We start from the raw sequence: 24,249 nt of genomic DNA on the forward strand, positions 1-24,249 counted from the left end.
TTTCCGGCGGCCCTGACGGCCGCCGGAAAACCTGTAGTCGCTCTCCGGAGATCGCAGCTCCGAACTACTTTTCGGGGCCGATCACTCAGGAAGTTCTGCCGGGCGGATGCAACTCCGAACTATTAACTACACCCCGTCGTGCTGCCGCACGTATCGCACTTCATGCACGTGCCATTCCGCACCAGCGTGAAGTTGCCGCACTCCGAGCACATCTCGCCCTCGTAGCCCTTGGCCTTGGCCTCGGCGCGGCGCTCGGCCTTGGAGGGGACGGCGGTCGCGGCGGTGCCGGCCTTGCTCCACTGCAGCTGCTCCAGCTTCTCCGTCGGCGAGAGGTCGTGCTGGACGTCCTGCTTCAGGGCGACGGCGCCTTCGATGGCATCGCCGACACGGGCGGACGCACCGTGCGCCAACGCCGTGACCTTGCTGCCACCTGAGGGAGCGCTGTCGTTGCCCTGGGTGACCGCGGCGCTGCCGCCGCGCATCACGACGAGGTTGTCGGTCCTCGAGCGGGTGAGGCCGCGCGAGACCAGGCGGGTGGCGTGGTGGCCGCCGTCCTCGTCCGGCTCCTTGCCTTCCTCGACGCCCTTGCCGAGCGCGTCGAAGCCGGTCTCGTTGGGATCGACATGGGCGAGGTCGAACCGCGACATGTAGCTCACCGCGAGCTCGCGGAAGACATAGTCGAGGATCGAGGTCGCGTACTTGATGCTGTCGTTGCCCTGCACGGGGCCCGCCGGCTCGAAGCGGGTGAAGGTGAAGGCGTCGACATATTCGTCCAGCGGCACGCCGTATTGCAGGCCGAGCGACACCGCGATGGCGAAGTTGTTGATGAAGGAGCGGAGCGCCGCGCCTTCCTTGTGCATGTCGATGAAGATCTCGCCGAGCCGGCCGTCATCGTATTCGCCGGTCCGGAGATAGACCTTGTGGCCGCCGACGACCGCCTTCTGGGTGTAGCCCTTGCGGCGATCCGGCATCTTCTCGCGCTCGCGCATCACGATGATGCGCTCGACCAGCTTCTCGACGACCTTCTCGGCCACCTGGGTGGTCCGCGCCGCCATCGGCTTCTCGTGCAGCATCTCGACCGCATCGTCCTCGTCCTCATCGTCGCTGATGAGCTGCGAGTTGAGCGGCTGGGAGAGCTTGGAGCCGTCGCGATAGAGCGCGTTGGCCTTCAAAGCGAGCTTCCACGACAGCATGTAGGCGGACTTGCAGTCCTCCACCGTGGCGTCGTTCGGCATGTTGATGGTCTTGGAGATCGCACCCGAGATGAAGGGCTGCGCCGCCGCCATCATGCGGATGTGGCTCTCGACCGACAGATAGCGCTTGCCGATCTTGCCGCAGGGATTGGCGCAGTCGAACACCGGATAGTGCTCGGCCTTGAGGTGCGGGGCACCTTCCACCGTCATCGCGCCGCAGATGTGGACGTTGGCCGCCTCGATCTCGCGCTTGGTGAAGCCGACGGCCTGGAGCAGGTCGAAGCCGGGGGCGGCGATCGCCTCGGCGCCGATCCCGAGCTGGTCGCGGATGAAATCCTCGCCGAAAGTCCACTTGTTGAAGGCGAACTTGATGTCGAAGGCGGTCGGCAGCGCCTTCTCGACCTTGGCGATGGCTTCCTCGGTGAAGCCCTTGGCCTTCAGGGTCGAGGCGTTGATGCCGGGCGCGTTGGAGAGCGAGCCGTGGCCGACGGCGTAGGCCTCGATCTCGGCGATCTCAGCTTCGCGATAGCCGAGCGCGCGCAGCGCTGCGGGGACCGCGCGGTTGATGATCTTGAAGTAGCCGCCGCCGGCGAGCTTCTTGAACTTCACCAGGGCGAAGTCGGGCTCGATGCCGGTGGTGTCGCAATCCATCACGAGGCCGATCGTGCCGGTCGGCGCGATCACCGTGGTCTGGGCGTTGCGATAGCCGTGCTGCTCGCCGAGCTGGAGCGCCGCATCCCAGGCCGCCTGCGCGTGGCTGACGAGGTCAGCTTGCGGGCAGGAGACGAGGTCCATCGGCACCGGGTTGACGCTGAGCGCCTCGTAGCCGTTGGACTGGCCGTGCGCGGCGCGGCGGTGGTTGCGGATCACGCGCAGCATGTGCGGCGCGTTCTTCTTGTAGCCGGGGAAGGTGCCCAGTTCGGCAGCCATTTCCGCCGAGGTCTTGTAGGTGATGCCGGTCATCACGGCGGTCAGCGCGCCGCAGAGCGCGCGGCCTTCCTTGCTGTCATAGGGCAGGCCCATGGTCATCAGCAGGCCGCCGATATTGGCGTAGCCGAGGCCGAGGGTGCGGAACTCATAGGAGAGCTCGGCGATCGCCTTCGACGGGAATTGCGCCATCATCACCGAGATTTCGAGCACGATGGTCCAGAGCCGGCAGAGATGCTCATAGCCCTCGACGTCGAATCGCTTGGTCTCGATGTCATAGAACGTCAGCAGATTGGCGGAGGCGAGGTTGCACGCCGTGTCGTCCAGGAACATGTATTCCGAGCACGGGTTGGAGGCGCGGATGTCGCCGGACGCCTTGCAGGTGTGCCAGTCGTTCATGGTGGTGTTGAAGTGCAGGCCGGGGTCTGCCGAGGCCCAGGCGGCGTAGCCGATCTTCTCCCAGAGGTCGCGCGCCTTCAGCGTCTTGGTGATCTTCTTGGTCGTGCGTCCGACCAGATTCCAGTCGCCATCCGTTTCGACGGCGCGCAGAAAATCGTCCCGCAGCGAGACCGAATTGTTGGAGTTCTGGCCGGAGACCGTGAGGTAGGCTTCGCTGTCCCAGTCGGTGTCGTAGGTGTCGAACGCGATGTCCTTGTAGCCCTGCTTGGCGAACTGGATGACGCGCTTGATGTAATTGTCGGGCACCAGGCTGCGGCGCGCGAGCTTGATCTCGCGGCGCAGGGCAGGGTTCTTCTCGGGATCGAAGCAATCGTCGCCCGAGCCTTCGCAATTGACGCAGGCCTTCAGCACCGCCTTGAGGTGCTTCTGGTTGATCTTGGATCCGGTGACGAGGGCGGCGACCTTCTGCTCCTCCTTCACCTTCCAGTCGATATAGGTCTCGATGTCGGGGTGATCGACGTCGACCACGACCATCTTGGCGGCTCTACGCGTGGTGCCGCCGCTCTTGATGGCGCCGGCGGCGCGGTCGCCGATCTTGAGGAAGCTCATCAGGCCGCTGGAGCGGCCGCCGCCGGAGAGCTTTTCGCCTTCGCCGCGCAGCCGCGAGAAGTTGGAGCCGGTGCCGGAGCCGTACTTGAACAGGCGGGCCTCGCGGACCCAGAGGTCCATGATGCCGCCTTCGTTGACGAGGTCGTCACCGACGCCCTGGATGAAGCAGGCGTGCGGCTGCGGGTGCTCGTAGGCGGACTTGGACTTGGTCAGCTTGCCGGTGAAGGGGTCGACGTAATAATGGCCCTGGCCGGGGCCGTCGATGCCATAGGCCCAGTGCAGGCCGGTGTTGAACCATTGCGGCGAGTTCGGCGCGACCATCTGCATCGCGAGCATGTAGCGCAGCTCGTCGTAGAAGGCCTGGGCGTCCTCGTCGGACGAGAAATACTTGCCCTTCCAGCCCCAATAGGTCCAGCAGCCGGCGAGGCGGTCGAACACCTGCTTGGCGCTGAGCTCGCTGACATAGCGCTCCTTCTCAGGGAGTGCAGCGAGCGCCTCGGTGTCGGGCACGGAGCGCCACAGGAAGGAGGGGACGGATTCCTCCTCGACCTTCTTCAGGCGCGCGGCAACGCCGGCTTTGCGGAAATATTTCTGGGCGAGCACGTCGGAGGCGACCTGCGACCACTCGGTCGGGACCTCGACATTGTCGAGCTTGAACACGACCGAGCCGTCGGGATTCCTGATCTCCGACGTGGTCAGCCGGAAATCGATTCCCGCGTAGGGTGACTGTCCCTGGGTGGTGTGGCGCCGCTCAATCCGCATCGTCTTGCCCCGTCCTTAAGTTTTGACCGGTCTCGCCTCCGTTCAGGCGTGCCGGTCGACATTTCGTTTCGCGGCGCCTTCGGCCTGATGGCCTTGAGCTCCGCAGTTCAGCCGGTGGACCCGGCCCTTGTTCTCCCGACGCGATGGCTCGGTGCGCGCACCTCACATCCCGCCTGCCTGTCCAGGCCCCTCCGCCCCCAAGGGGATGAGCCCGACACGCGTTCAACGCCCCACCGTCACAACGTCTTTCCTTGCCATCCGAGCCTGTCGCCGGCCCGTTCTGGCACCCGAAGAATCCGCCTTTCGCGGGCAGACAAGCCCTCATCCGCTGCCTTTGGCTGGCTTGGCGGAGTGCCGATTTGCGAGACCCTTTGGGGGAGTGCCGGCGGGACGCAAACTCACTCGCGCCGAACGGATCGAAAGCTAGGACTCTCCGCTGCGCCCGTCAAGAACTAGTGCGAGTTCCTGAATCAAATACTAAATATGGTGGATTGTGGGGGATAACAGGGGTCCTGGCCGCGCCTGCTACGGAGGCAAGTATCAGTGAGTCCTCACGGATTCCCAACTGAAAAAATTTGCATCCGGTGATGCCGCGCAGGCTTCATCCCGCTGTTCACAGGGCAGGTATATTTTTGGGCGAAGGGATTGCGTCAGCAGGACTCACGTAGCCCTACGGAAGGTGAGGGCAGGCATGCCCGCCGAGACAGTGGCTTGGGCGGCGAATCCGCGCCAAGCTGACCTCGATTTTGCCGGATACCCCACATGCTTGATTCGACTCGTCGGGATGCGCGGCCGCGCATCGCCCCGGCCGGCCTGATGTTCCTCGCCATCACCTCGATCGGCTGGGGCTTCAACTGGCCGGTGACGAAATTCCTGCTCGCCGAGCTGCCGCCTCTGACCTTGCGCGGGGTCACCGGCGTGCTCGGCGCCGTGCTGCTGGCGGCGCTGGCGGTGATGCGCCGGCAGAGCCTGCATGTGGACGCCGCGACCTGGCCGCGCCTGCTCACCGCGGCATTGCTCAACGTCACCGGCTGGATGGTGCTGATGGGCCTCGCGCTGCTCTGGCTGCCGGCGAGCGAGGCGGCGCTGATCGCCTACACGATGCCGGTCTGGGCCTCGATCATCGCCTGGCCGGTGCTGGGCGAGCGGCCGACGCTGCTGCGCACGCTCGGGCTGGTGATGGCCTTCGTCGGCCTGGCCTCGATCATGGGCGGCAACGGCATCGCCGCCAGCGTCGAGAAGGCGCCTGGTATCATCATGGCGCTGGGCGGCGCGTTCGGCTTCGCCGTCGGCACGGTGTTCTCCAAGAAATATCCGATCCACCTGCCGCCGATCGCGGCCGCAGCCTGGCAGATCGGGATCGGCTGTCTTCCGATCTCGATCATCGGCCTCCTGGTCGAGACCACGCATCTGGACAAGGTGACGCCGCTCGGCTGGTGGCTGCTGGTCTACTCGACCGTGGTGCAGTTCTGCATCGCCTATGTCAGCTGGTTCGCCGCATTGGCGCGGCTGCCGGCCTCGGTCGCCGCGATCGGCACCATGGCGGTGCCCGTCATCGGCGTCGTCGCCTCGGCGATCGCACTCGGCGAGCCGCTCGGCGCAGGGCAGATCGCCGCGCTGGTGTTCACGCTGGCGGCGGTGGTGCTGGCGACGCGGTAGGCTTTTGATTGCGCATGATCTTGCCGGAAAACCGCTGCGCACTTTTCCGGATCATGCGCCCAGCGCCTTCCGGATCATCTCCGCAAGCCGGTTGCGCCGGTAGGGCTTGGTCAGCAGCATCACGCCGTCGTCGAGCTTGCCGTGATGGACGATGGCGTTGTCGGTGTAGCCGGAGGTGTAGAGCACCTTCACACCCGGCCGCAGCTTGGCCACCTCCTCGGCGAGCTCGCGGCCGCTCATGCCGCCGGGGATGACGACGTCGGTGAAGAGCAGGTCGAAGGTCTGGCCGGCCGCGATCAGGTCCAGCGCGGTCTTGCCGTCGGGCGCGGCGATGGTCTTGTAGCCGAGGCTCGTGAGCTGCGCGGTGACGAAATTGCGCACCAGCGGATCGTCCTCGACGACGAAGATGGTCTCGGCGCCGCCCTCGGCCGGCGGCGCGGCGGTGACCGCGACCTCCGCGGTGCCTTCGCCCGGCGGCAGATAGAGCTTGATCGTGGTGCCGTGGCCTTCCTCGCTGTAGATCTTGATGTGGCCGCCGGACTGCTTGACGAAGCCGTAGACCATGGAGAGGCCCAGGCCCGATCCCTTGCCGACCTCCTTGGTGGTGAAGAAGGGCTCGAACGCCTTGTGCTGGGTCTCCACGGACATGCCGGTGCCGGTGTCGCTGACCGCGAGCATGATGTAGGGGCCGGCGGTGACGTCCGCATGGGCCTGCGCATAGGCCTCGTCCAGCACGACGCGGTGGGTCTCCAGCAGCAGCTTGCCGCCGTTCGGCATGGCGTCGCGCGCGTTGATGGCCATGTTGAGCACGGCGTTGGTGAGGCGGGACGGATCGATATGCGCGGTCATCGGCCCCTGTTCCAGCACGGTCTCGATCTGGATCTGCTCGCCGAGGGTGGGGCGCAGCAGCTTGGCGATGTCGGCGATGGCGGCATTGATCTCGACGTTGCGCGGCTGCAGCGGCTGCCGGCGCGCAAAGGCGAGCAGATGCTGGATCAGCTCGGCGCAGCGCTCGGCCGCATCGTCGATCAGCCGCGCCACGCGCTGCAGCTCGGGCTGCTGCTTCAGGCTATCCACCAGCGTCTCGGTGTTGCCGGAGATCACGGTCAGCATGTTGTTGAAGTCGTGCGCGACGCCGCCGGTCAGCTTGCCGATCGCGTCCAGCTTCTGCGACTGGTACAGCTGCCGCTCGGTCTCGCGCGACATGGTGGCGTCGTGATAGACCAGCACCGCGCCGGAGATCTCGCCTTGCCCGTCCAGCATGGGCCGGCCGCTGACCATGAGATGACGGGGCGGATTGCCGCTGTGCGGGCGGACGATCATCTCGAGGTCCTCGAACTTCTCGCCCCGCAGCACGCGCACCGAAGGCAGCTCGTCGGCCTGCATCGGCGTGACGCCGTCGCCGTGGAGGACGTCCGACAGCGCCCGCAGATTGCGCAGGTTCATGCCGGTGCGATGCAGCAGCATGCGCTCCGCGGCCGGATTGGACAGCAGCACGTTGCCTTCGGCATCGATCACCAGCACCGCCTCGGCCATGCTGTCGAACGTGCTTTGCAGCACGTTGACCGACAGGCGCAGCTCGTCATGCGCGGTCACCAGATGCTGCGTGCGATCGGCCACCGCCGCCGCGAGCGCGTCCTTGGCGGCCGTGGTCTCGCTCAGCGTGCTCTGGAGCTGCACCGTGGTGCGCCGGCTCTCGCGCATCACCAGCGCGACCAGCAGCAGGATCAGCACGGCACCCGCGACATCGATGCCGAGCAGCACGACGCCCGTGCGGCGCAGATCCTGGGAGCGCGCGGCGAGCAGGCGTTCCTCCTCCGCGCTCAATCGGTCGAGGTTGCCCATCACCGTGTCCATGAGACCGCGGCCCTCGGCTCTGCCGTTGAGCACGGCGATGCCGGCCTGGTCGTTCGCCGCGCGCAGCCGCATCGCCTCGGCCGCGATCTCGACCCGGCGCAGCGCCAGCGGTTCGGTGCCCTCCAGCAGCGCGACCTGATCGGGATTGTCGCGCACGCCGCGCTTGAGATCGGCCAGCGCCGGCGCGATCTGGGCCTGCACCGCCTGGAACTCGGCGCTGAAGCCGGGGGTGCGGTAGAGCTCGTAGCCGCGCGCGGCGCTCTCGGCGCGGCGCAGCAGCACGCGCAGATCGGAGATCTTCTTCTGGACGTGAACCGTCTGATTGACCCACGCAGCATCCGAGCGCGACTTGACGTCGAGGGCGATCGAGGCCGCGGTGATGATCAGGAGGATGGCAAGTCCAGCACCCAGAATGACGCGCTGCGTTGGAATCAAGGGGCTTCTTTCTTGTCCTTCGATTGCACGCTCTCGCTTGCGAGGCATTCCCGGATCGTGGTCAGCAAAGCTTCCGGCGTGAACGGTTTGCGCAGGCAGCGCGTCGCCCCGAGCTCCAGCGCCATGCGGAGGAAATCGGGAGAGGGCGAGGCGGATGACGCGAAGGCGTAGCCGGACATCGCGATCAGCGGAGTAGCCGGTGCGCGCTCGTGAAAGATGCGGATCGACTCGAAGCCGCGCATGTGCGGCATGAAGATGTCAACCAGCATCACGTCGAAGGTCTGCGTTTCCAGCGCAGCCAGTCCAGTTTCACCACCGTCGGTCAGCGTGACGTCGAAGCCCTGACGTTGGAGGAGGACCTCGATGGTCGCGCCGACCATCGGATCGTCATCAACCACGAGAATACGCGGCATGACACTTCCCAGTAGATCGAAGTCCCCACTGGGATTGGTGATATCCGCGAATCGTGTGTCGGGTCAATTTTGGATTGGGTCCGGGTAGATATGCACGGTGCGATGCATACAGGTCCATTTACATGCAATTGTACCCATCATCGCCGGCGATGGGCTCGCTGGAGGCGACATCACGGAGATGTGCCCGGTGCACGGAAAAGGCGTCGCAGCGCTGCGACGCCTTCCGTTACGCGCGGCTCGACGGGTTACGGGCAGGGATGCCGCCGGCCGTCATAGCCGAGATAGGTGCCCGAAGCCGGGTCATAGGATTTGTAGCGCTGCGCGCAATAGGCGGAGTCGCCGCCGCCATCCTGCACCACCGCAACTGACGGCTCATCATAGTAGCCGTAATAGTAGGGATCATCGTAATAGCCGTAGCGGTTGCCATAGTAGGCGTAGGAGCCGAGCCCGCCGATCGCGGCGCCAGCCGCGAAGCCGGGCCAGAAGCCGCCGCGGCGATGATGATGCCAGTGGCGGCCGCCGCCGCTATGCCAATTGCCGCCCGCAACGTAGCGAGACCCGTCGTAAGATGGCGAGACCGTGGGACGGGATCCCATGCCCCCTACGAAGCTGCCACCGCTGCCGGGGCGGACTGCAGGGCCGGCGGCGAAATTGCCTGTGCTTGGACGCATGGCGGCTCCGCCGCCCATGCCGCCGCCTCCGCCGATTGCGGGGCCGCCACCCATCCGCGCGCCACCGCCCCCGCCGATGGATGCACCACCGCCGCCCATGGATGCGCCGCCACCGCCGCCAATCGACGCGCCGGCGCCTCCGCCGCCGCCGCGAGCGCTACCCGGGCCCGCTCCCTGCGCAAAGCTCGGCGAGGTCATGGGTAGAACGAGCGCCAGCGTTGCGGCAGCGCTTAAAACTTTCAAAGTGTTCATGGTTTGACTCCTTTCCCGCAAGCAAACCCCATCAGCAGGCAGGAGTTCCTGGGATCGTGCCAGTTTCAGTGGGAATTGAGCCTCGCGCCGGCCGCTGTGCCCGGCATGAACGGATTGCGTCCGATTTGCGGCGATACATGTCGCAGCGGCACATCGTGAGAGCCTGCCGAACTGGACATTTCGCCGGCCGGATGGCATCAGGGCCCGACGAAGCAGGGCCCTTGCCGCATGAAACAATTCTTCCTCAAGTTCTTCACCTGGTGGAACGGCCAGACTTTTGGCACCCAACTCTGGACCAAACGGTACGGGGAGTTGGTCGGCCAGGACGAGCAGGGCAATCTCTACTATCGCACCCGCGGCGGGGCGATCGATCCGACCCTGGGCTTCGAGCGGCGCTGGGTGATCTATAACGGCTATGCCGAAGCGAGCCGGATCCCGCCGTCCTGGCATGGCTGGATTCATCACACCGTCGATGTGCCGCCGACCGAGGCCAATTATCAGCCGCGCGAGTGGGAGAAGCCGCACCAGCCGAATCTCACCGGCACGGCCAAGGCCTATCGTCCCTCGGGATCGACCCTCGCCAGCGGCAAGCGTCCGAAGGCGACCGGCGACTATCAGCCCTGGACCCCTGGCTAGTCTTTTCGGCCGCGATCTTCATCGCCAATTGGATGCACCCGCATCCGCCTCACGCTGCTGTGGACAACGGGAACAGCGGGGATGGCGTCTGCGCGGACGTTGCAGCCGCGCAAGCGATGCGGCTCAATGATCCTATCTTACGGAGATGGGAGACCATTGCGTTCGGTTCGGGCAACAGTTCGCGACTGTCCCGAGATGCAGCGGCCGCCGAGTAGGACTCGATCGGGAGATAGGCCCCCGGTCTGGAAGCTCCGACATCGCCCGATGTGAATGTGCAGCCGCCGTAAGACAGGAAAGGCCGCTTGGGAAACCGAGCGGCCTTTTTCTGTTGTTGTCGCGATGACGCGTCCGGGACGTAGTGACGATGTCGCTTGCGGCGCGCCGTGTTGCTTTCCGGGTCCGGCTCTGCGCAGCAGCGCTACGCGCTGCAGCGCGTCCGGGACACGAGGAGAGCGGAGGTTGCTTCTCCGCATCCGGTCATCGCGTCCGGGGCACGAGAGCATCGCGCGCGCTACACGACCCGCTCGGCTGCGCGCTTCACTGCCTCCAGCCGCCGCGCGTGGTTTTGCGCGCCGCGCTGGCGGAGCAGGGCCATCACTTCGGCCGGCGCCGTATCGGGCGAGCCCGAATTGAACGGCGGAGCCGGGTTGTACTCCATCTGGAGCTGGATCGCTTGCGCGGTGGTGCGATCGACCAGGATCGACACCAGCGTCAGCGCGAAATCGATGCCGGCGGTGACGCCGCCGCCGGTGATGCGGTTGCGGTCGATGCAGACGCGCGTCTTTGTTGGCATCGCGCCGAACTGGCCGAGCATCTCCATCGCGCTCCAATGGGTCGCGGCGCGGTAGCCCTTGAGCAGCCCGGCGGCGCCGAGCGCCAGCGATCCTGTGCAGACGGAGGTGACGTATCTCGCGCCCTCGGCCTGCCGGCGCAGGAAGTCGAGCACCTCGTCATCGCCCAGCAGGTCGTTGGTGCCGCCGCCGCCGGGCACGCAGATCACGTCGAGCTGCGGGCAGTCGGCGAGTGTCGTGGTCGGCGTCAGCGTCAGCACGGAATCGCTCGGCACCGGCTCGATCCGCTTCCAGATCAGATGCAGCCTTGCGCCGGGCACCATGGAGAACACCTGCAAGGGGCCGGTGAAGTCGAGCTGGGTCACGCGCGGAAATATCAGAAGGCCGATCTGGAGCGGTGACGACATCGGCGGATCCTCCAAACATGAGCTTGACGGGCGAAGATTGGCATGCTGCCGTCGTGTCTGAAATGGCATAATTCCCACTATTTCGGACACACCCTATGATCGGCATCCTGATCTTCCCGGATTTCCAGCTGCTCGATGCGGCCGGCCCGATCTCGGTATTCGAGGTCGCGGCACGCTGCGCCGGCAGGCCGCTTGCGCTGCGGGTGCTGGCGGTGAATGCGGGACCGGTGCGCAGCTCGTCAGGCGTCGAGATGATGGCGCGCGATTTCAAGTCGGCGAATGCGATCACCACGCTGGTGATCGCGGGCGGCGTCGGCGTTGCGGATGCCGCGCGCTGCGAGGTCACGCGGGCCTTCGTGCAGCGGCTGGCGCGGCGCGGCGTGCGGGTCGCGAGCGTCTGCTCGGGCGCCTATGTGCTGGCTGAAGCGGGTCTTCTCGACGGCCGCCGCGCCACCACGCATTGGGGGCGGACGCGCGACTTCGTCGCGCGCTATCCGAAGGTGAAGTTCGAGCCCGACCAGATCTTCACCCGCGACGGCAATGTCTGGACCTCGGCCGGCATCACCGCGGGCATCGACCTCGCGCTCGCGATGGTCACCGAGGACCATGGCGAGGAGATCGCGCGGGCCGCCGCGCGGCAGCTCGTGCTCTATCATCGCCGCAGCGGCGGCCAGTCGCAGTTTTCCTCGCTGCTGGAGCTGAAGGCGCCGAACGGCCGCTTCGGCGCGCTATTGTCCTGGGCACGTGAAAATCTCGACGCGCCGCTGACGGTGGAGGATCTCGCCGACCGCGCCGGCATGAGCGCACGGCATTTCGCCCGCGCCTTCGCCGCCGAGACCGGCACGACGCCATCGAAGGCGATCGAGCGGCTCCGGCTCGAAGTCGCACGCGAGCGCGTGCAGTCCTCGCGCGAGGGCATCGAGCGCGTCGCGGAGGCGACCGGCTTTCGCGATCCCGAGCGCATGCGCCGCGCCTTCATCCGCGCCTTCGGCCAGCCGCCGCAGGCGCTGCGGCGTGCGGCGCGGGCGGGGTAGGGCGTATGCTCTTGAACTCAGTGCGCCCCGCGCAATGGCTACGTCCGCGTGCATGAGCCATGTCTGGTAGCCATGTCTAGCAGCGATGCCTAGCGATCCGGCTTTTCGCTCACGATGACGCCGGACTTGGGGTCGGCATGGAATTCCATCTTCTGTCCGTTCTTGACGCCTTCGCCCTCCCATCGGCCGTCGTCGGCTTCAAGCTTGGTCACCTGCGAATAGCCGGATTCCATGACCTTGGCCTTGACTTGCTCCATCGGCATCCAGTCAGGTCCGGGTTGATCTGCTCTTGCTGCCGAGGCGACGGCGAGCGAGCCGAGAACCAGGATTGTGGCAAACTTCATCGCGAACCTCCTTGCGGTGAGAGGTTCAACGGGATCGCCGAATTGAGGTTCCTCGACTGCGTCGGTGCAAATGAGGGAACAGCCGTGGCTCACCTCGACACCCGAATCGATGAGGGGCATGCCTACGGGGTGCCATTTGCCGGCACGCGGCGGGATGCATCTGCGCGTGCGGTCAGGCGCCGTGCGATCGGCATCAGGATGTACGGCGCAAGATGAATGGGAAACTGCGTCAGCGCGAAATAGAGCCAGGTCGTTGGCGGCAGAGCCCCGGCGGTGGCCGCCAGCATCAGGCCGAGATTGCGCTGTGACACCATCAGTCCCAGTGCCAGCGCGCGCTCGGTCCCGACGCGGCGGAATAGCAGCGCGGTGATGGCGAGGAGGGTGAAGTAGATCGCGAAAGACAGGGCCGCGAGGCTGATGGTGAGAAGCGGCTGTGCCAGGAGGTCGCTCACGACGTCGCCCATGATCGCCGCGGCGAAGATGAAGAGGATGATGATGTTGAGACCGTCGATCGGCGTCTTGTGACGCTGGATTGCCTCTTTGCCGAAGATCCACCGGATGGCTGTCGCAGCCAGCAGCGATGCGGCGAGGATGCCCAGCAATTTCAGGCCGAGTGTGAGCGGCGTGATGCTGAGCATGTCACCGAGGAAGAGGCCGGCGAACAGCGAGGCGGTGAAGGGCACCAGCGCGGTCGAGGTCACCAGCGTGATCAGCACGAGCGTGGCATCGAGTCCCATCAGCGCGGCGAGGGCCGGCGAGGCCATCATCGGCGAGGCCATGCTCTGCAGTATCAGTGCGAGCGACAGCCCCGGCGCGCGAGCCGTGAGGCCGGTTGCGTGCGCGAATAGGCCGACGATCACCGGCACGCCGATCGTGGTCCAGGCCGTGGCGGTCGCAACCAGCGCCGGCCGGCGCAGATGGCTGTAGAGCGCGGCCAGGTCGACCCGCATGAAGGAGATGCAGAGCAGGCAGAGGATCGCCTCGGTGAGATAGGGACGCAGCAATGCGCCGAGCGGCGGCACTGCGGCTGCGATGAACACGATGGCGGCGACCCCGCGCGTGCCCTGGCTGCCCAGCCAGCTCAGGACACGCAGCGGCAGGGCGGCGATGGTTCGGAGCGGAGAAGCCATGCGGAACGGCGTTTCAGCCCAATCCCTTCAACCACGCACCGATCTCGCCGACGGCAACATTGGCCTCTCGCAACAGCTTGCCCATGGTGAAGAAGCCGTGGAATTGGCCGGGATAGTGCCTGGTCGTCACGGGCACGCCGGCTTGCTCGAGGCGCACGGCATATTCGTTGCCTTCGTCGCGCAAGGGATCGGCGCCGGCGGTCAGCACATAGGCCGGCGGCAGGCCGGCCAGGCTTTGCGCGCGCGCAGGCGACGCACGCCAGTCGTGGATGTCGGCGGCGCCATTGAGATAATGGTCGCGAAACCAGCGGATCACCGAGTGCGTCAGCAGCACGCTGGTCTCGGGCTCGCTATGGGAGCCGTGCGTCATGGCGAAATCGGTGGCGGGATAGATCAGCACCTGGCCCGCGAGTGCAGGGCCGCCAGCGTCGCGCGCGGCCAGCGCGACGACTGCGGTAAGATTGCCCCCGGCGCTGTCGCCCCCGATCGACAGGCGCGTCGCGTCGATGCCGAGCTCGCGCGCGTTGGCGGCAACCCATTGGGTCGCGGCCACCGCGTCCTCGATGGCGGCGGGAAATTTGTGCTCGGGCGCGAGGCGGTAGTCGACCGAGATCACGATCAGCGCGCCTTCGACCGCGAGCTGACGGCAGACGACATCGTGGGAGTCGAGGTCGCCGATCACCCAGCCGCCGCCGTGGAAGAATACCAGGGCCGGCGACAGGCCGTCGTGCCGGCGCGGCTCCTTGGGAACGTAGAGACGGGCGGGAATCGTGCCGTGCGGGGCCGGGATCGAGAGCGAAGCGACGCGGGCAAGCTCGGGCGGCTCGGGATTGGTGGCAAAGCGCGCCTGCGCATAATAGGCGCGGGCCTCCGGCGCGGTCAGGCTCTCGTAGGCCGGGCGGCCGGCGTCCTGGAAAGCCCTGTAGACGGCGGCGGCATCGGGATCGAGCACAACGGGCATGGGGGCGACCTCGGGGTTTCCAGTCTGGTTGGATGTCGTTTTGGGGGCGATGCCGGGCCCCACGCCCCTGGGAGAGGCTGTTTGACTATCCCATTTGGGAGCCGGTCTGGCCAGACAGGGCCGGGAAGGGCAGGAATGCCGCCCTTCCCCCGCCGTATTCGCCGTGTTAACCGGATGACCTGCGAGCGGCGGTAACCCCTATAGAATGTCCAACAAGCCCGATTCGCTGTTGAAGCCGCGCGAGATGTTTCGAACCATTACCCTGACAGGTCTTGCGGCGCTTTTGGCCGCCACCGCGCTGACGGTTGCGACGCCGGCTCAGGCCCAAATCGGCACGATTTTTTCCGATCCGCCGCCGCTGCGGCCGCCAGGCAATATTCCGCGCGGCCAGCCGCAGCCGCAACAGATCCCCGACGACGACGAAGAGGTGCCGGAGCTGCCGCCGCAGGGCCGCGTGCTGCCGTCGCGTCCGATGCCGCCGCCGCCGGGCCGGCAGGGCAACGTGATGCCGGGGCCGGTCGAAACCCAGCCGCTGGCGCCGCCGCCGGGCTCCACCGTCGCTCCGCCGAACCAGCCGCCCTCCGCGGCGATCGCGCCGCCCGGTGCGCAAGGTGCCCCGGGCGCGCCCGGTCGTCAGCCGCAGCAGAAGGGCGCTCCGGGTGCCGTGCCGCAGACCCCGGCAAGTCTCCAGCCGGGCGACGAGGTCGTCACCGAGCCGCCGGCGCAGAAGATCGTGAACAAGAAGGCGACCTTTTCCGGCCTCGACAAGATCACCGGCCGCATCATCAATTTCGACGAGGAGATCGGCGAGACCGTCCAGTTCGGCGCGCTCAGGGTCAAGACCGACGCCTGTTACACGCGGCCGGCGACGGAGGCCACCAACACCGATGCCTTCGTCGAGGTTGACGAGATCACCTTGCAGGGCGAGGTGAAGCGCATCTTCTCCGGCTGGATGTACGCAGCAAGCCCGGGCCTGCACGGCGTCGAGCACCCGATCTACGACATCTGGCTCACCGACTGCAAAGAGCCGCAGCAGACCATTGCGACCGCGGCGCCGGATCCGGCGGCCAAGCCGCCGCCACCGCCGCCCGCGCAGAAGAAGGCTGCGCCGAAGCAGGTGCAGCAGCGTCCGCCCCAACCTCTGCCGCCGATCCAGCAGCAACCGGCGCCACCGCCACCGCCACCCCCGCCGCCGGAGCAGCGGCCGGGCCTGTTCGGGATTCCTGGGTTTGGCCGCTAGGCCAAATCCTCCGGCTTCGGCCGGTAAGCCGGCGATCGACTATTGCTTTGAAGCGATGATCTCGAGTGCGCGCGCGCCCGGGATGGCCTCGCCGGGTGAGAGCCTGAGGAAATCTCCGGGCTCGCCGCCCAGCGCCTTGTCGAGCAGCGCGGTGTAGCGCCGCCGCGAGATCTCGACTGCGCCAAAGCTCTTCAAGTGCTCGGTGACGTACTGGGTGTCGAGCAGCTCGAAGCCGCCATAAATGAGCCGCGCGACCAGATGCACCAGCGCGACCTTCGAGGCGTCGCGCGCGGTGTGGAACATGCTCTCGCCAAAGAAGGCCCGCCCCAGGCTGACGCCGTACAGCCCGCCGACGAGATCATCGCCCTGCCAGGCTTCGACGCTGTGGCAATGGCCGAGCTGGTACAGGCCGCCATAGAGGTCGCGGATGCGCTTGTTGATCCAGGTGTCCTCGCGCCCGGCCTGCGGCGCGGCGCAGCCCGCGATCGTCGCCTTGAACGCGGTGTTGACGGTCACGCGAAACACGTCCGAGCGCACCGTGCGCGCAAGCCGCGAGGCGACGCGAAATCCGTCGAGCGGGATGACGCCGCGAAATTCCGGCTCGACCCAGAACAGGGTCGGATCGTCGGCGCTTTCCGCCATCGGAAAGATGCCGCAGGCATAGGCGCGCAGCAGCACGGCCGGGGTGATTTCAGACGGAGCGGAGTCGCGCGAAGTCATGGTTCGCGATGATAGCAGGATCGCGAGGCCGTTGCGATGGGCGCAACGGCATCGCGAGGTCAGCCGGCGGCAGCGGTGCTGGGCTTGCCCGGGCTTGCGGGCACGCGGGCGAACTTCAGCACGACCCGGGTTCCGGAATGTGCGGGATCGCGCTCGACCGAGGCGTCGAGCTTGGCGGCCATGGCCGCGACGATGCGCTGGCCCATGCCGGTGGAGCGCGGATCGGCCTTGACGGCGTCACCGACGCCGTTGTCGGCGATCGAGAGCAGGAGATCGTCGCCTTGCGCGGTCAGATCGACATGGATCGGCCCGGCGCCGTCGGGATAGGCGTATTTCACCGCGTTCATCACCAGCTCGTTGACGATGATGCCGACGGCGACCGCGCGGTCCGGATCGATCTCGATCGGCTCGGCCTTCAGCGTCAGGCGCGACATCCGGTTGCCTTCGGCCGAGCGGCGGAGATCCTCAAGCAGGGACTCCAGATACTGGTTCAGCACCACGCTCTTGAGGTCCTGCGAGGTGTAGAGGCGCCGGTGCACTTGCGCGACCGCGGCGACACGGCCCATCGCGTTGGTCAGCGCTGCCTTGACCTCGTCCTGCGCGGCCGAGCTTGCCTGAAGGTGCAGCAGAGAGGCGATGATCTGGAGCGAGTTGCCGACGCGGTGATTGACCTCGCGCAGCAGCAGCTCGCGTTCGGCGGCAAGGGCTGCGTAGCGGTCGCGCGAGGCATGGATCTCGGCTTCGGCTTCCTCGCGCGCCTTCTGCAATTCGGCCTGGCGCAACGCGCCCTCGGTCGCGACGTGGAGCAGGGGGATGAAATCGCCGCTGACGTCCTTGACGAGATAATCGGCCGCGCCGGCCTTCAGCGCGGTGACGGCGATGGTGGAATCCTGCGAGGCCGTGACGAACACAACGGGCGGTGCGTCCGGGATCGCCATGATCTGCTCGAGCGTCTCCAGCCCGTCGAGACCCGGCATGTACTGGTCGAGCGCGACCACGTCGATGCCGCCCTCGGCAGGAGCGCGGCGGATGCGCTCCAGGCCTTCCTCGCCGCTCGCGGCATGGACGACCCTGTAGCCGCGCCGCGTCAGGCCGCGTTCGACCAGGTGCGCCAGCGCACGGTCGTCGTCAATGTAGAGCAGGGTTGGCGTGCGCTGGTTCATGGGGCGGCGGGCGGGACCTGGATGACCGAGAAGAACAGGCCGAGCTGCCGGATGGCATTGGCGAAATTCTCGTAATTGACGGGCTTGGTGATGTAGACGTTGCAGCCGAGCTCGTAGCAACGCTTGATTTCCTGGGAATCGTCGGTGGTGGTCAGAACCACCACGGGCGAGGCCTTCAGATATTTGTTTTCCTTGATCTGCCTCAGGATGTCGATCCCGGTCATGTCGGGCAGGTTGAGGTCGAGCAGGATCAGAAGCGCGTTGCCCTTCTGGACGAGGCCGCTGCCGTCGGCGCCGAACAGGTGCTGCATCGCGTCGGTGCCGTTGGTGAAGGAGACGATCTCGTTGTTGACGCCCGAGCGGCGGATGTTGCGCTCGATCAGGCGGGCGTGGCCCTCGTCGTCCTCGATCATGATGATGGTGACAGGCTGGGTCATCGCTCTCTGTTCCGGTTGCTCACGTTCCAGGCAATCGGCAGCGTGATCGTGAAGGTGCTGCCCGCGTTCAGTTCCGATGATACCGACATGGTGCCGCCGAGGCGACGCACAAGTGCACGCACATGCGCAAGCCCAATGCCCTGGCCGGGCTTGTCCTGGGTTCCCGCGCGGCGGAACAGGTCGAATATCCGCTGGTGATCCTTCGGATCGATCCCGCGGCCGTTGTCGCTGATCTCGAAGATAGCGTAACCGAGCTTGGTACGCCCGCGGATTCTGATCTCGCCGGGAACGCCTTGCTTCAGATATTTGATCGCGTTGTCGATCAGATTGGAGAAGATCTGCTCGAGCGCGAGCCGGTCGCTCACGACATTCGGCAGCGGCTCGAGGTGGATCTCGGCCTGCGCCTCCGCCGCCTGATGCGCCAGGGTCGAGGCGACGGCCTCGATCAGCTCGGTTGTGTCGATCTTCACCGGCTTGAATTCACGCCGGCCCTCGCGGGTGAGATTGAGGATCGCCGAGATCAGGCGGTCCATCTTGGCGATCGACGTCTTGATGAAGCCGAGCGCTTCGGCGAAATCCTCCCGGAGCTGCCTGTCCGGACCTTCGAGCGCGGTCTCGCCAGGGCGGGCGGGGGCCAGCGGCGCACCATTGGCAGAGACATGGGCGAGGCTGCCGATGCGGCGGAAGATGTCGCCGCCGAGCTCCTCCAATTCGCTGGTGAAGCCCATGATGTTGACGAGCGGCGAGCGCAGATCGTGGCTGACGATATAGGCAAAACGCTGGATCTCGTCGTTGGCCTCGCGCAGATCCGCCGTGCGCTCGTCGACGATGGACTCCAGGTTGACGTTGGCGTCGCGCAGGCGCGCTTCGGCCTCGTCACGGGCGCGGGCCGAGCGCCGCACCAGCCAGGTCGAGATCATGGCCAGCAGCACGACGAGGCCGGAGCCGATGCCGGTCAGCGATGCGGCCAAGGTCTGGCTGCGGTCGGAGTTGGCGGTGCGGAGCCGAAACAGCCGCTCCTCCTCGCGGATCATCGCGTTGGCCTGGTTGGTGATCGTGGTCGTGGTGTTGCCGCGAGCAGCCTCGCGGACGAGCTCCGTGGCGCGGTCGAGCTGCCCCTGCTTGACGAGGCTCATCTCCCGCGAGAACTGGTCGAGCCGGGTCTCGATGGCCGCGCTCAGCTTCTCGATGCTGTCGCGTTGCGCCGGATTGTCGCCGATCTGGCGCGTGAGCTTGTCGAGCGCCGGAATGATCGCGGCGACGGCTTTCTCGTGATCCGACTGGAAATCCGGTCCTTGCGTCAGCAGAAAGCCGCGGGCGCTGCTCTCGGCACGGCGGATCTCAAGCAACAGGGCGTTGATCTGGCTCTCCGCCTCGATGGTGTGGACCACCCATTTGCTGTCTTCCCGCGCCTTGTTGACGAGGTAGACCGAGCCGGCGCTGATCACGGTCAGCACCAGAAGACCCGCCGCGATCAGCAGGATCTGCCAAAATGCCCGCCGTCGTTGGGCCTCGGCCGTCACCACGGCCTCGCTTTGTCACGTCCTGCGGAAGTCAAAACGCCCCCTTGGAACTTGTCCCCGCGTCCAGAACGCAATCAGGGCCAAAGGGTTCCACGGCAAAAGTGGATTATCGCGGGGCGGGTTCCACCTTGCCGGCCAGATACTGCTCCAGCCAGTGGATGTGGTAGTCGCCGTTGATGATATCGCCTTCGCGCACCAAGGCGCGGAACAGCGGCAACGTGGTCTCGATGCCTTCCACCACCATTTCGTCCAGCGCCCGGCGCAGCCGCATCAGGCATTCGGCGCGGGTCTTGCCGTGCACGATCAGCTTGCCGACCAGGGAATCGTAATAGGGCGGGATCGTGTAGCCCTGGTAGACGGCGGAATCGATCCGCACCCCCAGTCCGCCCGGGGGATGGTATTGCAGGATGCGGCCGGGCGAGGGGCGGAAGGTCTGGGGATTCTCGGCGTTGATGCGGCACTCGATGGCGTGGCCGATGACTTGGACCTCTTCCTGCTTGGCCGGCAGGTCACCGCCGGCGGCGATGCGGATCTGCTCCAGCACGAGGTCGATGTCGGTGATGCTCTCGGTGACGGGATGCTCGACCTGGATGCGGGTGTTCATCTCGATGAAGTAGAACTCGCCGTCCTCGAACAGGAATTCGATGGTGCCGACGCCGAGATATTTCATCTCGCGCATCGCCTTGGCGCAGGTCTCGCCGATCTTGGCCCGCGCGGCGGCGGCGAGCACGGGCGAGGGGCCTTCCTCCCAGACCTTCTGGTGCCGGCGTTGCAGCGAGCAGTCGCGCTCGCCGAGATGGATCGCCCCGCCGCGGCCATCGCCGAGGATCTGGATTTCGATGTGGCGCGGCTTCTGGAGGTATTTTTCCAGGTACACCGAGGCATCGCCAAAGGCGGACTTGGCCTCGTTGGCCGCCGTCGATAGCGCCACCTGCAGATCCGCCTCGCTGTGGGCGACCTTCATGCCGCGACCGCCGCCGCCGGCCGCCGCCTTCACCAGCACCGGAAAGCCGATCTGCCTTGCGATCCCCAGGGCGTCGTCCTCGGGGCCGACCGCGCCGTCGGAGCCGGGCACCACGGGAATGCCGAGCTTCTTGGCGGTCTTCTTGGCCTCGATCTTGTCGCCCATCAGGCGGATGTGCTCGGCCTTGGGGCCGATGAAATGCAGATTGTGCTCGGCGAGGATCTCCGCGAAGCGCGCATTCTCCGACAGGAAGCCGTAGCCGGGATGCACGGCATCGGCGCCGGTGATCTCACAGGCCGCGAGCAGCGCGGGGACGTTGAGATAGCTGTCCTTGGATGCCGGCGGGCCGATGCAGACGCTCTCGTCTGACAGGCGCACATGCATGGCGTCGGCGTCGGCGGTGGAGTGCACGGCGACGGTCGCGATGCCGAGCTCCTTGCACGCCCTGAGGATGCGAAGGGCGATCTCGCCGCGATTGGCTATCAGGATCTTGTCGAACATGGTGCCTCAGGGGCGAATGGGGAATAGCGAATGGCGAAGAGAGAGGAGCAGCTCGTCGCTACCCGCTATTCGCCACTGCCTCACTCGATGATGACGAGCGGCTCGCCGTACTCGACCGGCTGGCCGTCCTCGACCAGGATCTGCGTCACCGTGCCGGCGCGCGGCGAGGGGATCTGGTTCATGGTCTTCATGGCTTCGATGATCAGCAGCGTCTGTCCGACCGAGACCTTGCTGCCGATTTCGATGAACGGCTTGGCGCCGGGCTCGGGCGCCCAATAGGCGGTGCCGACCATCGGCGAGCTGACCGCGCCGGGATGCTTCGACAGGTCGGGCCCGGCGGCGGCCGTCGCGGCGGGGGCGCCCGGCAGGGCGGCGGGAGCCGCGGCCATCGGCACGGGCATGGTCGCAGCCACGCTGATGTTGCGGGCGACGCGCAGGCGCAGGCCCGCACGCTCGATCTCGATCTCGCTGAGGCTGGTCTCATCGAGCAGGAGCGCGAGCTCGCGGACGAGCGCGGAATCCTCGCTGGAAAACTTTGCGGCTGCTTTGTCGTCTGGCTGGCGCGCCATGTTGTTTGATCCGAATGTTCTGTTTGATGAGGGAGCTTCAGGCTTTGGGCTTGATGGCAAGCTTGGCGGCAAGGCCCTGGATGGCGAGGCGGTAGCCCTCGATGCCGAAACCGCAGAGCGAGGCAAAGGCCGCGCGTGCCGTATAGGAGTGATGACGAAAGCTCTCGCGGGCGTGGATGTTGGTCACATGCACCTCGACCGTCGGGATCTGAACCGCGAGCAGCGCGTCGTGCAGCGCGATCGAGGTGTGGGAATAGCCGCCGGCATTGACGATGATGCCCTTCATCTTGCGCCGATGCGCCTCGTGGATGAAGTCGATCAGCTCGCCCTCGCGGTTGGACTGCCGGCAATCGGCCTTGAGACCGAACGTCGCCGCCGTCTCCCGGCACAGCGCCTCGACGTCGGCCAGCGTCGCGTGGCCATACTTCTCCGGCTCGCGCGTCCCCAACATGTTGAGGTTCGGCCCGTTCAGGACGAGGATCGTGTCGGTTGCGGGTTCTGCCATTCCAATCCCGGAAGAGGTGCTTCGGCGTGGCGGGGTTATAGGTAACAAAGCGTCCCAGGGGAAGCCTTGAAGGACCTTCGAGGGGCCTTCAGGTACCTCATCCTGGCTGCAAAAATCTGTGCGGAAGCTACGGAAATTGCTTGTTAACCAGTCCGGACCATGGCTGCCGGCAATCGCAAAGGGGGCGGGCATTGCTGCCCGCCCCCTCAGCTTGCCGATGTCCGGCCTTAGACGTTCAGGACCGCCACGATCTCGTAGGTGTCCGGATTGATGATCACGATCTCTTCCCGGACCAGGATGTACTTGTAGCTTCGCCACTCCGGATAGATCGTCACGACCCGGGACGGCAGGGAATGAAGGGTGATGCCCTCACGCGGCACCCGGGTGCCGACCGAGATCGAGAAGTTCACGTTGGTCACAGGGGCCACGCGCTGCTCGCAGAATCACCGAGGTGATCTGGGTCCGCTGCTCGGTCGAGAGCTTCGCGGCGGCGCCCGCCTGGCCGACCGTGGTCGAGGACGAGCCCTGCGCGTTCTGAGTGCTGCTGGTGCCGGTCTGGCCCTGCGCGTTCTGGTTGGTGCTGGTGCCGGTGCCCTTCTGGGTCTCGGCGTTGTTGGTCGAGGTGCCGCTCTTGCTGCCCTCAGCCTTCATGTCCTTCTGGTCCTTGCCGGACTTCATGGTGTCCTTGCTGGTGTCCTGGCTCATGCTCTTGGACTTGTCCTGCTGGGACTTGTCCATCTGGCCCTGCGCGCGATCGTCGGTGCGCTGGCCCTTGGTCGCGCCAGCCTTGTCCTCCGCCGCGTTCTTGTTCATCGCACCGCCAGAAGAGCGCTCGTCCTTCATCGCGCCCGACTTGTCGTCGGAGGTCCGATCGGACTTCATGTTGCTGGCGCCGCCGGCCTGGCCAACGGTACCCTTGTCATGGCTCATGGAGTCGCGGCCCATCGAGCCGCCGCGCTCGGCGGCACCGCCTGACGGCTGCGAATGCTGCATCTGCTGCGAGCCGGAGCCGCTGTCGCGGCCCTTGTCTTGTGCGTTCGCCAGACCGGCGCCCGCGACGAGGGCGACTGCGGCAACTGAGATCATAAAGCGGTTCAACATCGAATTCTCCTCACGTGTTTCTTTGCGTCATTGCCCGCGCCGACAACGAAAGGAGATTTGAGTTGTTCCGGAACTTCGTCTGTTCCGCGGCATTTGTTTGTTGAACGCCAGATGAATGACTTTGCGCGAAGACGCCAACGTTGGGCGCAAGAAGAAAGGCCGGCTTTCCAGCCGGCCTTGTCGCGTTTCCGAATGTCGCAAAACCCGTGATCAGCAGGTTGCCTTGCCGCAGCGGGCGATGCCGATCTTTTCCCTGAGGCTATCGACGCCGACGGCTCCGATCACGATCTGCTTGCCGATGACGTAGCTCGGCGTGCCGTTCATGCCCATCGCTTCGGCGAGCTTGAAGTTCTCCTCGATGGTGGCGCGCACCTCGGGGCTGCCGATGTCCTTCTCGATCCTTGCGGTGTCGAGGCCGGCTTCCTTGGCCGCCTGAAGCGCGCGTGCCTTATCGGCGGCGCCGCGGCCACTGAGCAGCTTCTGGTGGAAGTCCAGATATTTCTTGCCGGTGGGATCCTGCATGCGCACGGCGACCGCGACCTGCGCCGCTTCGACCGAGCCCTGGCTCAGCACCGGAAACTCCTTCAGCACGACCTTCAGCTTCGGATCGCTCTTCATGATGGTCAGCATGTCGTCCATCGCGCGCTTGCAGTAGCCGCAATTGTAGTCGAAGAACTCGACGAAAGTGACGTCGCCGTCCTTGTTGCCGAGCACGACCTGTCGCGGCGAGTTGAAGATCGCGTCGGCGTTCTGCGCGATGCTCGCTTCGTGCTTCTTCGTTTCGGCCGCTGCCTGCCGTTTGCTGAGCTCGGCCATGGCTTCCTCGAGCACCTCGGGGTGGCTCACGAGATAGTTCTTGATGATCTTCTCGATCTCGGTGCGCTGCGTGTCGGAGAAGCTGTCGGCAGCGGCCGGCGCGACTGCGCCGAACATGGCGAGCGCAAACAGCGCGGGAGCAAGCGAGCGCAGCGAAGGCATAGGCAAATCCTCTTATCCAAAGCAGGTTTCGGGAAACGTCCCGGCGGCGTCAAAGCTCGGTGTCGTGA

20 protein-coding genes and 1 pseudogene are annotated in these 24,249 nt (G+C 66.1%); 4 read left to right on the forward strand and 17 right to left on the reverse strand.

Annotated features, from left to right (window positions below; translation table 11 throughout):
• Nucleotides 1–122 precede the first annotated feature (122 nt).
• A complete protein-coding gene (locus ACETMP_RS05225) occupies nt 123–3,890 on the reverse strand; it encodes a vitamin B12-dependent ribonucleotide reductase (protein WP_375160134.1) in 3,768 nt (1,255 codons plus the stop codon).
• A 762-nt stretch (nt 3,891–4,652) separates the two neighbouring features.
• Between ACETMP_RS05225 and ACETMP_RS05230 the strand changes: the two genes are divergently transcribed.
• Nucleotides 4,653–5,549, forward strand: a complete 897-nt coding sequence (locus tag ACETMP_RS05230; protein ID WP_375160135.1) for a DMT family transporter — start codon at nt 4,653–4,655, stop codon at nt 5,547–5,549.
• A 51-nt stretch (nt 5,550–5,600) separates the two neighbouring features.
• On the opposite strand, the gene ACETMP_RS05235 is transcribed toward ACETMP_RS05230, so the two are convergent.
• The 3 genes from ACETMP_RS05235 to ACETMP_RS05245 all read right to left on the reverse strand — a co-directional run bounded on the left by ACETMP_RS05235 (nt 5,601) and on the right by ACETMP_RS05245 (nt 9,177).
• Nucleotides 5,601–7,841, reverse strand: coding sequence for a CHASE3 domain-containing protein (locus ACETMP_RS05235; protein WP_375160136.1), 2,241 nt, complete (start codon nt 7,839–7,841; stop codon nt 5,601–5,603).
• The gene (locus ACETMP_RS05240; RefSeq protein ID WP_375160137.1) at nt 7,838–8,254 is read right to left on the reverse strand and encodes a response regulator; all 417 of its coding nucleotides are present in this window, start codon (nt 8,252–8,254) and stop codon (nt 7,838–7,840) included. Before ACETMP_RS05240 ends, ACETMP_RS05235 begins: the two co-directional genes overlap by 4 nt.
• 245 nt (nt 8,255–8,499) lie before the next feature.
• Nucleotides 8,500–9,177 (reverse strand): BA14K family protein, encoded by a 678-nt coding sequence (locus ACETMP_RS05245; RefSeq protein ID WP_375160138.1) that lies wholly within the window; start codon nt 9,175–9,177, stop codon nt 8,500–8,502.
• Nucleotides 9,178–9,405: 228 nt separating this feature from the next.
• Here ACETMP_RS05245 and ACETMP_RS05250 point away from each other — a divergent pair, with 228 nt between their 5' ends.
• A complete protein-coding gene (locus tag ACETMP_RS05250) occupies nt 9,406–9,813 on the forward strand; it encodes an NADH:ubiquinone oxidoreductase subunit NDUFA12 (RefSeq protein WP_375160139.1) in 408 nt (135 codons plus the stop codon).
• 511 nt (nt 9,814–10,324) lie between these two features.
• Here ACETMP_RS05250 and ACETMP_RS05255 read toward each other — a convergent pair.
• Nucleotides 10,325–11,011 (reverse strand): DJ-1/PfpI family protein, encoded by a 687-nt coding sequence (locus ACETMP_RS05255; protein ID WP_375160140.1) that lies wholly within the window; start codon nt 11,009–11,011, stop codon nt 10,325–10,327.
• Between the two features lie 95 nt (nt 11,012–11,106).
• Between ACETMP_RS05255 and ACETMP_RS05260 the strand changes: the two genes are divergently transcribed.
• Nucleotides 11,107–12,045, forward strand: a complete 939-nt coding sequence (locus ACETMP_RS05260; protein WP_375160141.1) for a GlxA family transcriptional regulator — start codon at nt 11,107–11,109, stop codon at nt 12,043–12,045.
• An 89-nt stretch (nt 12,046–12,134) separates the two neighbouring features.
• Here the strand turns inward: ACETMP_RS05260 and ACETMP_RS05265 are convergent, their stop codons facing one another.
• The 3 genes from ACETMP_RS05265 to ACETMP_RS05275 form a co-directional block, all read right to left on the reverse strand.
• Nucleotides 12,135–12,389, reverse strand: a complete 255-nt coding sequence (locus ACETMP_RS05265) for a PepSY domain-containing protein (protein ID WP_375160142.1) — start codon at nt 12,387–12,389, stop codon at nt 12,135–12,137.
• Between the two features lie 122 nt (nt 12,390–12,511).
• Nucleotides 12,512–13,519: a Na+-dependent transporter gene (locus ACETMP_RS05270; protein WP_375160143.1), complete on the reverse strand. Its 1,008-nt coding sequence runs from the start codon at nt 13,517–13,519 to the stop codon at nt 12,512–12,514.
• Between the two features lie 13 nt (nt 13,520–13,532).
• Entirely contained in the window at nt 13,533–14,480 is a 948-nt protein-coding gene (locus ACETMP_RS05275) for an alpha/beta hydrolase (protein ID WP_375160144.1), read from the reverse strand.
• A 205-nt stretch (nt 14,481–14,685) separates the two neighbouring features.
• Between ACETMP_RS05275 and ACETMP_RS05280 the strand changes: the two genes are divergently transcribed.
• Nucleotides 14,686–15,720, forward strand: coding sequence for a DUF2155 domain-containing protein (locus tag ACETMP_RS05280; RefSeq protein ID WP_375160145.1), 1,035 nt, complete (start codon nt 14,686–14,688; stop codon nt 15,718–15,720).
• A gap of 39 nt (nt 15,721–15,759) precedes the next feature.
• On the opposite strand, the gene aat is transcribed toward ACETMP_RS05280, so the two are convergent.
• The 9 genes and pseudogenes from aat to ACETMP_RS05325 all read right to left on the reverse strand — a co-directional run bounded on the left by aat (nt 15,760) and on the right by ACETMP_RS05325 (nt 24,181).
• Nucleotides 15,760–16,440: a leucyl/phenylalanyl-tRNA--protein transferase gene (gene aat, locus ACETMP_RS05285; RefSeq protein WP_375160146.1), complete on the reverse strand. Its 681-nt coding sequence runs from the start codon at nt 16,438–16,440 to the stop codon at nt 15,760–15,762.
• Nucleotides 16,441–16,499: 59 nt separating this feature from the next.
• Entirely contained in the window at nt 16,500–17,603 is a 1,104-nt protein-coding gene (locus ACETMP_RS05290; RefSeq protein WP_375160147.1) for a sensor histidine kinase, read from the reverse strand.
• On the reverse strand, nt 17,600–18,040 hold the full coding sequence (locus tag ACETMP_RS05295; protein WP_028136679.1) for a response regulator: 441 nt from the start codon (nt 18,038–18,040) through the stop codon (nt 17,600–17,602). The genes ACETMP_RS05290 and ACETMP_RS05295 overlap by 4 nt, the downstream gene beginning before the upstream one ends.
• A complete protein-coding gene (locus ACETMP_RS05300; protein WP_375160148.1) occupies nt 18,037–19,563 on the reverse strand; it encodes a CHASE3 domain-containing protein in 1,527 nt (508 codons plus the stop codon). Before ACETMP_RS05300 ends, ACETMP_RS05295 begins: the two co-directional genes overlap by 4 nt.
• Before the next feature lie 106 nt (nt 19,564–19,669).
• Nucleotides 19,670–21,028 (reverse strand): acetyl-CoA carboxylase biotin carboxylase subunit, encoded by a 1,359-nt coding sequence (accC, locus tag ACETMP_RS05305; protein ID WP_375160149.1) that lies wholly within the window; start codon nt 21,026–21,028, stop codon nt 19,670–19,672.
• An 80-nt stretch (nt 21,029–21,108) separates the two neighbouring features.
• Complete coding sequence (accB, locus tag ACETMP_RS05310) at nt 21,109–21,597, reverse strand: acetyl-CoA carboxylase biotin carboxyl carrier protein (RefSeq protein WP_375160150.1); 489 nt, start codon at nt 21,595–21,597, stop codon at nt 21,109–21,111.
• Between the two features lie 37 nt (nt 21,598–21,634).
• Nucleotides 21,635–22,102, reverse strand: coding sequence for a type II 3-dehydroquinate dehydratase (aroQ, locus tag ACETMP_RS05315; RefSeq protein ID WP_028136675.1), 468 nt, complete (start codon nt 22,100–22,102; stop codon nt 21,635–21,637).
• Between the two features lie 227 nt (nt 22,103–22,329).
• Nucleotides 22,330–23,203, reverse strand: a pseudogene (locus ACETMP_RS05320) (DUF1236 domain-containing protein).
• 210 nt (nt 23,204–23,413) lie between these two features.
• Nucleotides 23,414–24,181 (reverse strand): DsbA family protein, encoded by a 768-nt coding sequence (locus tag ACETMP_RS05325; RefSeq protein ID WP_375160151.1) that lies wholly within the window; start codon nt 24,179–24,181, stop codon nt 23,414–23,416.
• Nucleotides 24,182–24,249: the final 68 nt, after the last annotated feature.

The sequence above is a fragment of the Bradyrhizobium dasycarpum genome, from assembly GCF_042019905.1.
GTDB classification, from domain to species: Bacteria; Pseudomonadota; Alphaproteobacteria; order Rhizobiales; family Xanthobacteraceae; genus Bradyrhizobium; species Bradyrhizobium japonicum_B.

Bases quoted from the DNA above. Each gene is read 5' to 3' on its own strand.
- ACETMP_RS05225 (WP_375160134.1), bottom strand. From the start codon at position 3,890: ATGCGGATTGAGCGGCGCCACACCACCCAGGGACAGTCACCCTACGCG.
- ACETMP_RS05230 (WP_375160135.1), top strand. From the start codon at position 4,653: ATGCTTGATTCGACTCGTCGGGATGCGCGGCCGCGCATCGCCCCGGCC.
- ACETMP_RS05240 (WP_375160137.1), bottom strand. From the start codon at position 8,254: ATGCCGCGTATTCTCGTGGTTGATGACGATCCGATGGTCGGCGCGACC.
- ACETMP_RS05245 (WP_375160138.1), bottom strand. From the start codon at position 9,177: ATGAACACTTTGAAAGTTTTAAGCGCTGCCGCAACGCTGGCGCTCGTT.
- ACETMP_RS05250 (WP_375160139.1), top strand. From the start codon at position 9,406: ATGAAACAATTCTTCCTCAAGTTCTTCACCTGGTGGAACGGCCAGACT.
- ACETMP_RS05255 (WP_375160140.1), bottom strand. From the start codon at position 11,011: ATGTCGTCACCGCTCCAGATCGGCCTTCTGATATTTCCGCGCGTGACC.
- ACETMP_RS05260 (WP_375160141.1), top strand. From the start codon at position 11,107: ATGATCGGCATCCTGATCTTCCCGGATTTCCAGCTGCTCGATGCGGCC.
- ACETMP_RS05265 (WP_375160142.1), bottom strand. From the start codon at position 12,389: ATGAAGTTTGCCACAATCCTGGTTCTCGGCTCGCTCGCCGTCGCCTCG.
- ACETMP_RS05270 (WP_375160143.1), bottom strand. From the start codon at position 13,519: ATGGCTTCTCCGCTCCGAACCATCGCCGCCCTGCCGCTGCGTGTCCTG.
- ACETMP_RS05275 (WP_375160144.1), bottom strand. From the start codon at position 14,480: ATGCCCGTTGTGCTCGATCCCGATGCCGCCGCCGTCTACAGGGCTTTC.
- ACETMP_RS05280 (WP_375160145.1), top strand. From the start codon at position 14,686: ATGTCCAACAAGCCCGATTCGCTGTTGAAGCCGCGCGAGATGTTTCGA.
- aat (WP_375160146.1), bottom strand. From the start codon at position 16,440: ATGACTTCGCGCGACTCCGCTCCGTCTGAAATCACCCCGGCCGTGCTG.
- ACETMP_RS05290 (WP_375160147.1), bottom strand. From the start codon at position 17,603: ATGAACCAGCGCACGCCAACCCTGCTCTACATTGACGACGACCGTGCG.
- ACETMP_RS05295 (WP_028136679.1), bottom strand. From the start codon at position 18,040: ATGACCCAGCCTGTCACCATCATCATGATCGAGGACGACGAGGGCCAC.
- accC (WP_375160149.1), bottom strand. From the start codon at position 21,028: ATGTTCGACAAGATCCTGATAGCCAATCGCGGCGAGATCGCCCTTCGC.
- accB (WP_375160150.1), bottom strand. From the start codon at position 21,597: ATGGCGCGCCAGCCAGACGACAAAGCAGCCGCAAAGTTTTCCAGCGAG.
- aroQ (WP_028136675.1), bottom strand. From the start codon at position 22,102: ATGGCAGAACCCGCAACCGACACGATCCTCGTCCTGAACGGGCCGAAC.
- ACETMP_RS05325 (WP_375160151.1), bottom strand. From the start codon at position 24,181: ATGCCTTCGCTGCGCTCGCTTGCTCCCGCGCTGTTTGCGCTCGCCATG.